Source organism: Mycobacterium interjectum, assembly GCF_900078675.2.
Lineage (GTDB): Bacteria > Actinomycetota > Actinomycetes > Mycobacteriales > Mycobacteriaceae > Mycobacterium > Mycobacterium interjectum.
Genome location: NZ_LT546237.1, coordinates 54,208 through 64,958 on the forward strand (window position 1 = coordinate 54,208; position 10,751 = coordinate 64,958).

The following is a 10,751-nucleotide window of genomic DNA, read 5'->3' on the forward strand; positions in this document are numbered from 1 at the left end:
ATCAGCGAACCTGTGGCCGACAAACCCAAGCGTCCCCCGCAATTCGATGTAAAGTCCGCCACCGGCAAATCCGGCCGACTCGTCCAGATCGGCGGCACCGCCTTCATCGTGATCTTCGCGGTCGCGCTCGTCTTCTACATCGTGACGTCACATCACAAGAAGGGCGGCGCCACGGGGGAGGGCGACACGGTCCGGGTGACGTCGAGCAAGGTGGTCAACCAGCCGGGCACCAGCAATCCCAAGGCCGTCGTGGCGTTCTACGAGGATTTCCTGTGCCCGGCCTGCGGCAACTTCGAGCGGACTTTCGGGCCGACGGTTTCCAAGCTCATCGACATCGGCGCCATCGCGGCCGATTACTCCATGGTGGCGATTCTCGACAGCCAGAAGAACCAGAACTATTCGTCGCGGGCCGGCGCGGCGGCCCTGTGCGTGGCCGACGAATCCATCGACGCGTTCCGCCGTTTCCACAGCGCACTGTTCAGCACCGAAATCCAGCCCGACGAACGCGGCACCAGCTTCCCCGACAACGCGCGGCTGATCGAGATCGCCCGCGTCGACGGCGTCGTGGGCAAGGTCCCCGACTGCATCAACAGCGGCAAGTACGTCTCCAGGGTGGCCGGGGAGGCCGCGAAAGCGAACATCACCGCCACACCGACCATCAAGATCAACGGCCAGGATTACGATCCGTCGACGCCCGATGCGCTGGTCGGCAAGATCAAGTCGATCGTGGGCGACGTGCCGGGCATCGACACCGCCGTCTCTCCCGCGGCCTGATGACGACGCCGGTGTCAACGCACCCCGCCGAGGACGCCGGCGGCGAGACACCGGATGCACCGCCCCGATCGGGCGTACCCGCGCCCAGCGCGTGGTGGGTGCTGATCGCCGGAGTGATCGGCCTGGTTGCCTCCATGACGCTGACCGTGGAAAAGATCGACATCCTGCTCAACCCGTCGTACGTGCCGTCGTGCAACATCAACCCGGTCCTGTCGTGCGGCTCGGTGATGATCACCCCGCAGGCGTCGGTGCTGGGCTTCCCCAATCCGCTGCTCGGGCTGGTGGGCTTCGCCGTGGTGGTCGTCACTGGCGTCTTGGCCGTGGCGAAAGTTCCGCTGCCGCAATGGTATTGGGTTGGCCTGACGGTCGGTGTGCTGGCCGGTTCGGCGTTCGTGCACTGGCTGATCTTCCAGAGCCTGTACCGCATCGGGGCGTTGTGCCCCTACTGCATGGTGGTCTGGGCGGTCACCATCTCGCTGCTGGTGGTGGTCGCGTCGATCGCCTTTCGGCCCTCGCTGCAAACCGGTTCACTGCAGGTGCTGTACCAGTGGCGGTGGTCGATCGCCGCGCTGTGGTTCACCGCGGTGTTCCTGCTGATCATGGCGCGGTTCTGGGACTACTGGTCCACGCTGTTGTGAACGTCGGCGCGTGACCCGGATCATCGGCGGCGTGGCCGGGGGCCGGCGCATCACCGTCCCGCCGCGGGGCACCAGGCCCACCACCGACCGGGTGCGCGAATCGCTCTTCAACATCGTCACCGCGCGCCGGGACTTGGCCGGTCTGGCGGTGCTGGACCTCTACGCCGGGTCGGGCGCGCTGGGGCTGGAGGCCCTGTCGCGCGGGGCCGCCTCGGCGGTGTTCGTGGAATCCGACCCGCGCACCGCGGCCGTCATCGCGCGCAACATCGAGGCCCTGGGGCTGCCCGGCGCGACCCTGCGCCGGGGCGCGGTGGCCGCGGTGCTGGCGGCGGGGACCTCGTCCGCGGTGGACCTGGTGCTGGCCGACCCGCCCTACGACGTCGACGCCGCGGAGCTGGGCGCCGTGCTGGCCGCTCTGAGCACACACGGCTGGGTGCGCGAGGGAACCGTTGCGGCGGTGGAGCGTCCGGCCGCCGGCGCGTCGCTGAGCTGGCCTGCGGGCTGGTCCGTGTGGCCCGAGCGCGTATACGGCGACACCCGTCTCGAGCTGGCCGAACACGCGTAGCCAGGCGTGTAGCGTCATCGCCTATGAGCGGCGCGGTTTGCCCGGGGTCGTTTGATCCCGTGACGTTGGGCCACATCGACGTCTTCGAACGCGCCTCGGCCCAGTTCGACGAGGTGGTGGTGGCGATCCTGGTCAACCCCGCCAAGAAGGGCATGTTCGAGCTCGACGAGCGGATCGCGATGATCGAGGAGTCGACGACGCACCTGGCCAACCTGCGGGTGGAGTCCGGTCAGGGTCTGGTGGTCGACTTCGTCAGGTCGCGCGGAATGACCGCCATCGTGAAGGGTCTGCGCACCGGCACCGACTTCGAATACGAGCTGCAGATGGCGCAGATGAACAAGCACATCGCCGGTGTGGACACGTTTTTCGTGGCCACCACGCCGCGCTACTCGTTCGTGTCCTCCTCGCTGGCCAAGGAGGTCGCGCTGCTGGGCGGCGACGTGTCGGAGCTGCTGCCCGAACCGGTGAACCGCCGGTTGCGCCACAAGCTGCCCGTCCGCCCCTGAGGCGTCGCCGGCGCGGCGACCCGCTCTACCGCGCGCTACGGCCCGTCAGTCGCATTGATGGCTGCGATCGTGGTGACCCTCCGTCGCTGCGGGGGAGCCGCCCATCATGCGTAGCATCGGGCCCCCGCCCGAGGTGACGAACCGCGCGATCAGTACCGCCGCGATCAGCAGGAAGGCGATATTGAGCCAGGTGGTGTAGTTCCACGAGATCGACGCCTCCATCACCGTGGCGGTGCGCTGCTTTGGAATGAGACCCGTTGTGCCAAAGAGCAATTCGACCAGGTAGCCAGCGGCGACCATCGCGGCGTAGAAGGTGCCGAGCAGCGTCAGCATCATCGGAGTGCCGTAGTACTTTCGGTAGATGTTCAGGATCGGCAGGATCACCAGGTCGGCGTAGATGAAGGCGATGACCCCGCCGAAGCTGATGCCCCCGTTCCACAACACCGCGGCCAACGGCACGTTGCCGATCGAGCAGACGAACGACACGATCGCCACGATCGGTCCCACGATCGGACCCCACACCGCCGACCAGCCCGGGTGATCGGTCAAAAAGAAGATCCGCCAGAAGCTTTCGGGCACCCACGCCGCGATGGCACCCGCGATCAGCAAGCCCAAGACGAGGTCCCGCAAGATCGCCAACCACTCCATGACGAACACGTGCGAGACCGAGGTGAAGCCCTGCGGGGACAGCAGCCGCCGCCAAAACGAGCCCTCTTTGTGGATCGACATGTCCATGGCGGCATGGCCTTCCATGGAGCCGGCGATGCCCCGCTCGGCCTGCTCGCGGGCGGCGTCGACGAGCCGGGACCGCACGAACAGCCGGAACAGGACGGCGAGCACCACGATCATCAGCGGGCCGCCGACGAATTCCGCGGCGGTGAACTGCCAGCCCATCAGCAGGGCCAGGATGATGCCCAACTCCACCACGAGGTTGGTGGAACCGATCTCGAACGCCATCGCGGCGGTGAAGTTGGCGCCTTTGCGGAACAGCGAGCGCGCCAGGGCGACCGCGGCGTACGAGCACGACGACGAGGCCGCGCCCAGCCCGGCCGCCACCGCCAGCGTGCGCGGCCGGTCGTCGCCCAGCAGGGACGCGATCGTCGAGCGCCGCACCACGGCCTGCACCACCGCGGACAAGGCGAAGCCGAGGATCAGCGCCCACAGGATCTCCCACGTCATCGACCCCGCCAGCCCCAAGGCATGACCGACCGCCGCCAGCGCCCTCATTGAGTCCTCCCCTTCGGTAGCTCGGGCCGCGTCGTCAGCCAACTTATACCCCCGTGGGGTATAGGTCAAGGGCGCCCGGGGCGGTTTTTCGGGCATGGGCCGCCGTTCTCCCTAGAATGGCTGCACAATCGGTGCGGGGACCGGGCAAAAAAATATGGACTGACGAACCCCGCGCGGCGGCATGGCCCGCGGCATGGCGTGAACGGGCAGAATCGATGGATTTCACTCGCGGCAGGCGGGTTTACCGGGCAAATCTTCGACACACCGGTGTCGCCACCGCTGCCACAGAGGCAACAGCAGGCACACTGGTAACAACAACGACGCCAGGAGGGCATGGCCGTGTACCGAGTTTTTGAGGCGCTGGACGAATTGGGCGCCATCGTGGAAGAGGCGCGCGGTGTGCCGATGACGGCGGGCTGTGTCGTGCCCCGCGGTGACGTGCTGGAACTGATCGACGACATCAAGGACGCGATCCCCGGCGAGCTGGACGACGCCCAGGACGTGCTCGACGCGCGCGATTCGATGCTGCAGGACGCCAAGTCGCACGCCGAATCGATGGTCTCCTCGGCGACCACGGAGTCCGAGTCGATGCTCAACCACGCCCGCGCGGAGGCCGACCGCCTGTTATCCGACGCAAAAGCGCAGGCCGATCGGATGGTGAGCGAGGCCCGCCAGCACAGCGAGCGGATGGTCGGGGAGGCCCGCGAGGAGTCGATCCGCATCGCCACCGCGGCGAAACGCGAGTACGAGGCCAGCGTCGGCCGCGCCCAGGCCGAAGCCGACCGGTTGATCGAGAACGGCAACATCTCCTACGAAAAGGCCGTGCAAGAGGGCATCAAGGAGCAGCAGCGCCTGGTCTCGCAGAACAGCGTGGTGGAGGCGGCGAACGCCGAGGCCACGCGCCTTATCGACACCGCGCACGCCGAGGCCGACCGGCTGCGCGGCGAGTGCGACATCTACGTCGACAACAAGCTGGCCGAGTTCGAGGAATTTCTCAACGGCACCCTGCGGTCCGTCGGCCGCGGTCGTCACCAACTCCGCACGGCCGCCGGTACCCACGACTACGCGACGCGTTAGCGGCGATCGCGAGCACGGCTGCGCACTTTCCTTACGCGCGCCGCGCCGTAGGATTCTTCTATGACGCGGCAGCACAGCAGCATGGCGCAGCGCCATTCGACCTCGCCGATGAGGGTTGACATCACCCGACTCGGGCGGCGCCCGGGATCGATGATCACCCTGCGCAACACCATGCCCAGCCCGGCGCGCATCGGACTGCCGATGATCGCGATCGAGCGGGGCGCCGGGCTGGAGATGGACTTGCAAATCCAGTCGGTGTCCGAGGGCGTGTTGGTGACCGGAACGGTGGGCGCACCGACCGTCGGCGAATGCGCCCGTTGCCTGACGCCGGTCAACGGGCATGTCGAGGTCAGCTTGACCGAACTTTTCGCGTATCCGGACAGCACGACCGAGGCGACCACCGAGGAGGACGAGGTCGGTCGCATCGTCGACGACACCATCGACCTGGAGCAGCCGATCATCGACGCCGTCGGCCTGGAGCTGCCGTTCTCGCCGGTGTGCAGCCCGGACTGCCCGGGGCTGTGCCCCGACTGCGGTGTTGCCCTCGCGGCCGAGCCCGGCCATCACCACGACCGCATCGACCCGCGCTGGGCCAGGTTGGCTGACATGTTGCCGCCTCAGCCGGATACCAAGCGGGACGAGCGGTGACGTCGCGGCAAGCCCTGTTGGACGCGCTCGGGGCCGACCTGCCCGACGACCTGCTGTCGCTCGCGTTGACGCACCGCAGCTACGCCTACGAACACGGCGGGCTGCCGACCAACGAACGGCTGGAGTTTCTCGGTGACGCGGTCCTGGGCCTGACCATCACCGACGAGCTCTACCATCGTCATCCCGACCGGTCGGAGGGCGACCTGGCCAAGCTGCGGGCCAGCGTGGTCAACACCCAGGCGCTGGCCGACGTCGCGCGGAACCTGTCCGACGAGGGCCTGGGCGCGCACCTGCTGCTGGGCCGCGGCGAGGCGAACACCGGCGGGGCCGACAAGTCGAGCATCCTGGCCGACGGCATGGAGTCGCTGCTGGGCGCCATCTACCTGCAGCACGGGATCGACACGGCGCGTGAGGTGATCCTGCGGCTGTTCGGCCCGCTGCTGGACGCCGCGCCCACGCTGGGGGCCGGGCTGGACTGGAAGACCAGCCTGCAGGAGCTGACCGCGGCGCGGGGCATGGGCGCGCCGTCCTACCTGGTGACCTCCACCGGACCCGACCACGACAAGGAATTCACCGCGGTGGTCGTCGTGATGGAAACCGAATACGGGTCGGGGGTCGGCCGCTCGAAGAAGGAGGCCGAGCAGAAGGCCGCGGCGGCGACCTGGAAAGCGCTGGAAACGCTGGACACCGCGGGCAAGACGTCCGCGTAGGTCAATGCCCGAACTACCCGAAGTCGAGGTGGTGCGCCGCGGCTTGCAGGCCCACGTGGTGGGCAAGACGATCACCGCGGTCCGGGTGCATCATCCGCGTGCCGTGCGCCGGCACGAGGCGGGGCCCGCCGATCTCACCGCACGGCTGCTCGACGCGCGGATCGCCGGAACCGATCGGCGCGGCAAGTACCTGTGGCTGCTGCTGGACGGGCCGGCCGACCCGGACACGGCGCTCGTGGTGCACCTCGGCATGAGCGGGCAGATGCTGCTCGGTGGGGGTACCCCCAGCCGCGGAGCGGCGAGGGGGAAGGTGCCGCGCGCCGACCACGTCCGCATCTCCGCGCTGCTCGACGACGGGACAGTGCTGAGCTTCGCCGACCAGCGCACCTTCGGCGGCTGGATGCTGGCCGACCTGGTGAGCGTGGACGGCAGCGTGGTGCCGGTGCCGGTGGCCCATCTGGCGCGCGACCCGCTGGACCCGAAGTTCGATGCCGACGCGGTGGTGAACGTGTTGCGGCGCAAGCATTCCGAGATCAAACGCCAGCTGCTCGACCAGCAGGTGGTGTCGGGGATCGGCAACATCTACGCCGACGAGGCGTTGTGGCGGGCCAAGGTGAACGGGGCGCGGATCGCCGACACGTTGAGCCGGCGCCAACTGACCGCCGTCCTGGACGCCGCCGCCGAGGTCATGCGCGACGCGCTGGCGCAGGGCGGAACCTCGTTCGACTCGCTCTACGTCAACGTCAACGGCGAGTCGGGGTACTTCGACCGGTCCCTGGACGCCTACGGCCGCGAAGGCGAACCCTGCCGGCGCTGCGGAGCGGTGATGCGACGGGAGAAGTTCATGAACCGCTCGTCGTTCTACTGCCCGCGCTGCCAGCCGCGGCCGCGGCGCTGAGTGTGCGCGTAGGGCTTTTGAGTCGTCAGTCGAAGATGTCGCGGCGCGTGGACCCTGCGGGTAGCGCGGGGTCGACGAACCATTCGCGCGGGAATAGCAGGCCAAACGCCTGGGGCGGGAGCGCGAGCAGCACGTCGAACGCGCGCGCGCCCGACCCGGAGCCGGCGATCTGTGAGCGATGGGCCGCCATCGCATCGCGCTTGTGCCGCGCGAAACCGAAGACGTTGATCCGGTGGGTGATGGTCGCCGCCGGCGCGTAGGCCGTGCGGGCGATTTCCAGCTCGTAGGGCGCGGGTAGCCGCAGCCGACGGGCGACATGCCCGATGCGCACCAGCAATTCGCGCGGCATCGTCGCCTCGAGCACTCGCGGCGTCGCCGCGAGCTCGGCGGCCCGCTTGCCGACATGGTGCACCTGCACGTGATCGCGGTGGCCGTAGCCGCCGTTGCGCTCGTAGCTGAGCAGCACATCCGCGGCTTCATCGCGCAGTATCGCCGCGAGGCGCCCCGCCGCCTGCTCGACGTCGGCTCGGCCGAACCTGACGCGTCCCGGCGGATCGGGATAGAAAACGGGCCCGTAGCCGCTGTCGGCGTAGCCGAGGCATTCGACCCGATGCACACCGAGAATGCCTGCGCTCGAGCGCAATTCATTCAGCCGGAGATCACCGTCGTCGTCGTGTACGCGGCCGTCGGTCGCGGTCACCAGGACCACGCGATGCCCGGCCGCCGCCGCCCGCGCGAGCGTGCCGCCGGTGAGAATCACCTCGTCATCCGGATGGGCGTGGAATGCGACGACGGTCGCCATGCAACGCAGTATGCCCGCTGGGCCACAGGGGAGGCCCGGTAGAAAAGAAGCCATGACGGAACTGTGGGTCGAACGCACCGGATCGCGCCGCTACACCGGGTACAGCTCGCGCGGTGCGCAGGTGCTGGTCGGCTCCGAGGACGTCGAGGGCGTGTTCACCCCGGGGGAGCTGCTCAAGATCGCGCTGGCCGCGTGCAGCGGCATGTCCACCGACGAGCCGCTGGCCCGCCGGCTGGGTGACGACTACAAGGCGGTGATCAAGGTGTCCGGGCCGGCCGACCGCGAGCAGGAACGCTATCCGCTGCTCGAGGAGACGCTCGAGCTGGACCTGTCCGGGCTGTCCGAGGAGGACAGGCAACGCCTGCTGGTGGTGGCCAACCGGGCGGTCGACCTGGTCTGCACCGTCGGGCGCACGCTGAAGTCCGGCACCACCGTGAATTTCGGGGTCGCCGATGTCGGATCCTGACGTCCGGCTCACGGCCTGGGTGCACGGCAGCGTCCAAGGGGTCGGCTTCCGCTGGTGGACCCGCTCCCGGGCGCTCGAGCTCGGCCTCACCGGGTACGCGGCCAACCAGCCCGACGGCCGGGTGCTGGTGGTGGCCCAGGGTCCGCGCGCGGCCGGCGAGAAACTGCTGCGGCTGCTGGAAGGCGGCGCCGCGTGGCCGTCCAGGCCGGGTCGCGTCGACAAGGTCGTCGCCGATTGGTCCGCACCGCAACAGCAGTTCGACGGTTTCGTCGAGCGCTGACGCGCACCGCCGCGCAGTGACTGATGCGGCCAATGTGACCAGTGTGTCGAGCCGGTAAACGACAGGCGTATTTCGGGCGCGTCGACACCCCTCGGTGACGGCGGCTCGCGCGATTTGAGCGGTAGTCTGGCTCGCCGTGTACCTCAAGAGTCTGACGCTGAAGGGCTTCAAGTCCTTCGCCTCGCCGACGACTCTGCGCTTCGAACCGGGCATCACCGCGGTCGTCGGCCCCAACGGCTCGGGCAAGTCCAATGTCGTCGACGCCCTGGCCTGGGTGATGGGGGAGCAGGGGGCCAAGACGCTGCGCGGCGGCAAAATGGAGGACGTCATCTTCGCCGGCACCTCGTCGCGGGCGCCGCTGGGCCGCGCGGAGGTCACGGTCACCATCGACAACTCCGACAACGCGCTGCCCATCGAGTACTCCGAGGTGTCGATCACCCGCCGGATGTTCCGCGACGGCGCCAGCGAATACGAAATCAACGGCAGCAGTTGCCGTTTGATGGACGTCCAGGAGCTGCTCAGCGACTCCGGGATCGGCCGCGAGATGCACGTCATCGTCGGGCAGGGCAAGCTCGACGAGATCCTGCAGTCGCGGCCGGAGGATCGCCGCGCGTTCATCGAAGAGGCCGCGGGCGTGCTCAAGCACCGCAAGCGCAAGGAGAAGGCCCTGCGCAAGCTCGACGCGATGCAGGCGAACCTGGCCCGGCTGTCCGACCTGACCACCGAACTGCGCCGCCAGCTCAAGCCGCTGGGCCGCCAAGCCGAGGTGGCCCGCCGCGCGCAGACCATCCAGGCCGACCTGCGCGACGCCCGGTTGCGGCTGGCCGCCGACGACCTGGTCANGTGCTCGAGCAATTCGGCATGGCCCCGACCGACCTGATCGCCGAGTACGGCCCGGAGGTTGCGCTGCCGCCGACCGAGCTGGAAATGGCCGAATACTCCCAGGCCCGCGAGCGCGGCGAGCAGGTGTACGCGCCCGCCCCGATCCCCTATGACCGGCCCACCCAGGAGCGCCGGGCCAAGCGGGCCGAGCGCGAGCTGGCCGAGCTGGGCAGGGTGAATCCGCTGGCGCTCGAAGAGTTTGCCGCCCTCGAGGAGCGCTACAACTTCCTGTCCACCCAGCTCGAGGACGTCAGGGCCGCCCGCAAGGACCTGCTCGACGTCATCGCCGACGTCGATGCCCGCATCCTGCAGGTCTTCAGCGACGCCTTCACCGACGTCGAACGCGAATTCCGGGAAGTCTTCACGGTGCTGTTCCCCGGCGGCGAGGGCCGGCTGCGGCTGACCGACCCCAACGACATGCTCACCACCGGCATCGAGGTCGAGGCGCGCCCGCCCGGCAAGAAGATCACCCGGCTGTCGTTGCTGTCCGGCGGCGAGAAGGCGTTGACCGCGGTGGCGATGCTGGTGGCGATCTTCCGCGCCCGCCCGTCGCCGTTCTACATCATGGACGAGGTGGAGGCCGCGCTGGACGACACGAACCTGCGTCGCCTGATCGGCCTGTTCGAACTGCTGCGGGCCCGGTCGCAGATCATCATCATCACCCACCAGAAGCCCACGATGGAGGTCGCCGACGCGCTGTACGGCGTGACCATGCAGGGCGACGGCATCACCGCGGTGATCTCCCAGCGGATGCGCGGCCAGCAGGTGGAGCAGCTGGTCTCGAGTTCCTCCTAAGGCCGGATCACGCTCGAGTGTGAACCGACCGCTTTCGGCGTGCACTGAGGGCGAGATTTCGGCGATTTCTCCGCCCGGGAAGCACACCCGGCTCCCGGCCGACACACTCGAAGCCCGCGACGCGCACCAATGCCCCGTGAGCGCCGGGTGACCCGCGGCTGGAAGGATTGTCAGCGTGTCACAAGGTCTTTGGATCGCCGTCGCGGTCGTCGCAGCCCTGGTTGTCATCGCCGCGCTGGTCCTGGGCCTGGTGCGCTACCGCCGCCGAAGGATCCGGTTGGCCCGGCCCGAGCCGGGTGCGCTCGACCGCTCGGGGGGCTACACGGCGTCGTCGGGCATCACCTTCAGCCAGTCCGCACCGACGATCGACACCACCGGGCTGCCGGCGGTAGGCGACGACGCCACCGTTCCCCGCGACGCGCCGCGGCGCACGATCTCCGACGTCGAACTGCCGGAACCCCAGACGCCGGCCCCGCCCGCCCC

At 68.8% G+C, this 10,751-nt stretch carries 12 protein-coding genes and 2 pseudogenes; 12 read left to right on the top strand and 2 right to left on the bottom strand.

The features are described 5' to 3' along the window. Positions 1-12 precede the first annotated feature (12 nt). The 4 genes from BN4348_RS34550 to coaD are packed head-to-tail and all read left to right on the top strand — an operon-like array spanning position 13 to position 2,483. Complete coding sequence (locus tag BN4348_RS34550) at positions 13-774, top strand: DsbA family protein (protein ID WP_066909365.1); 762 nt, start codon at positions 13-15, stop codon at positions 772-774. Beyond that, a complete protein-coding gene (locus BN4348_RS34555) occupies positions 774-1,412 on the top strand; it encodes a vitamin K epoxide reductase family protein (protein ID WP_066909368.1) in 639 nt (212 codons plus the stop codon). Before BN4348_RS34550 ends, BN4348_RS34555 begins: the two co-directional genes overlap by 1 nt. 10 nt (positions 1,413-1,422) lie before the next feature. Continuing rightward, positions 1,423-1,977 carry a 16S rRNA (guanine(966)-N(2))-methyltransferase RsmD gene (gene rsmD / locus BN4348_RS34560; protein ID WP_066909371.1) on the top strand — a complete coding sequence of 185 codons (555 nt, stop codon included), beginning with the start codon at positions 1,423-1,425 and terminating at the stop codon, positions 1,975-1,977. Between the two features lie 23 nt (positions 1,978-2,000). Continuing rightward, positions 2,001-2,483, top strand: a complete 483-nt coding sequence (gene coaD / locus BN4348_RS34565) for a pantetheine-phosphate adenylyltransferase (protein WP_066909374.1) — start codon at positions 2,001-2,003, stop codon at positions 2,481-2,483. 45 nt (positions 2,484-2,528) lie between these two features. Here the strand turns inward: coaD and BN4348_RS34570 are convergent, their stop codons facing one another. After that, positions 2,529-3,710, bottom strand: a complete 1,182-nt coding sequence (locus tag BN4348_RS34570; RefSeq protein ID WP_066909377.1) for a permease — start codon at positions 3,708-3,710, stop codon at positions 2,529-2,531. 339 nt (positions 3,711-4,049) lie between these two features. Between BN4348_RS34570 and sepIVA the strand changes: the two genes are divergently transcribed. Genes sepIVA through mutM form a run of 4 tightly spaced genes read left to right on the top strand, consistent with a single transcriptional unit; the run spans position 4,050 to position 7,043 of the window. After that, the gene (gene sepIVA, locus BN4348_RS34575; protein ID WP_066909423.1) at positions 4,050-4,787 is read left to right on the top strand and encodes a cell division protein SepIVA; all 738 of its coding nucleotides are present in this window, start codon (positions 4,050-4,052) and stop codon (positions 4,785-4,787) included. A 60-nt stretch (positions 4,788-4,847) separates the two neighbouring features. Further along, complete coding sequence (locus BN4348_RS34580) at positions 4,848-5,435, top strand: YceD family protein (protein ID WP_211145678.1); 588 nt, start codon at positions 4,848-4,850, stop codon at positions 5,433-5,435. Further along, positions 5,432-6,145, top strand: coding sequence for a ribonuclease III (gene rnc, locus BN4348_RS34585; RefSeq protein ID WP_066909383.1), 714 nt, complete (start codon positions 5,432-5,434; stop codon positions 6,143-6,145). Before BN4348_RS34580 ends, rnc begins: the two co-directional genes overlap by 4 nt. 4 nt (positions 6,146-6,149) lie before the next feature. Further along, positions 6,150-7,043 (top strand): DNA-formamidopyrimidine glycosylase, encoded by an 894-nt coding sequence (gene mutM, locus BN4348_RS34590; RefSeq protein ID WP_066909386.1) that lies wholly within the window; start codon positions 6,150-6,152, stop codon positions 7,041-7,043. A gap of 25 nt (positions 7,044-7,068) precedes the next feature. Here the strand turns inward: mutM and BN4348_RS34595 are convergent, their stop codons facing one another. Further along, on the bottom strand, positions 7,069-7,845 hold the full coding sequence (locus BN4348_RS34595; RefSeq protein WP_066909389.1) for a PIG-L deacetylase family protein: 777 nt from the start codon (positions 7,843-7,845) through the stop codon (positions 7,069-7,071). Between the two features lie 52 nt (positions 7,846-7,897). Here BN4348_RS34595 and BN4348_RS34600 point away from each other — a divergent pair, with 52 nt between their 5' ends. From BN4348_RS34600 to BN4348_RS61105, 4 genes and pseudogenes are all read left to right on the top strand, one after another. After that, positions 7,898-8,311: an OsmC family protein gene (locus BN4348_RS34600; protein WP_066909392.1), complete on the top strand. Its 414-nt coding sequence runs from the start codon at positions 7,898-7,900 to the stop codon at positions 8,309-8,311. Beyond that, a complete protein-coding gene (locus BN4348_RS34605; RefSeq protein ID WP_066909395.1) occupies positions 8,298-8,591 on the top strand; it encodes an acylphosphatase in 294 nt (97 codons plus the stop codon). The genes BN4348_RS34600 and BN4348_RS34605 overlap by 14 nt, the downstream gene beginning before the upstream one ends. Before the next feature lie 136 nt (positions 8,592-8,727). Beyond that, a pseudogene (locus tag BN4348_RS34610) lies at positions 8,728-10,268 on the top strand (AAA family ATPase). Between the two features lie 175 nt (positions 10,269-10,443). After that, a pseudogene (locus BN4348_RS61105) lies at positions 10,444-10,751 on the top strand (signal recognition particle-docking protein FtsY); the annotation flags it as partial.

Excerpts from the sequence above, each read along its gene's own strand:
- BN4348_RS34555 (WP_066909368.1), top strand. The coding sequence starts at position 774 with ATGACGACGCCGGTGTCAACGCACCCCGCCGAGGACGCCGGCGGCGAG.
- coaD (WP_066909374.1), top strand. The coding sequence starts at position 2,001 with ATGAGCGGCGCGGTTTGCCCGGGGTCGTTTGATCCCGTGACGTTGGGC.
- BN4348_RS34570 (WP_066909377.1), bottom strand. The coding sequence starts at position 3,710 with ATGAGGGCGCTGGCGGCGGTCGGTCATGCCTTGGGGCTGGCGGGGTCG.
- BN4348_RS34580 (WP_211145678.1), top strand. The coding sequence starts at position 4,848 with ATGACGCGGCAGCACAGCAGCATGGCGCAGCGCCATTCGACCTCGCCG.
- mutM (WP_066909386.1), top strand. The coding sequence starts at position 6,150 with ATGCCCGAACTACCCGAAGTCGAGGTGGTGCGCCGCGGCTTGCAGGCC.
- BN4348_RS34595 (WP_066909389.1), bottom strand. The coding sequence starts at position 7,845 with ATGGCGACCGTCGTCGCATTCCACGCCCATCCGGATGACGAGGTGATT.
- BN4348_RS34600 (WP_066909392.1), top strand. The coding sequence starts at position 7,898 with ATGACGGAACTGTGGGTCGAACGCACCGGATCGCGCCGCTACACCGGG.
- BN4348_RS34605 (WP_066909395.1), top strand. The coding sequence starts at position 8,298 with ATGTCGGATCCTGACGTCCGGCTCACGGCCTGGGTGCACGGCAGCGTC.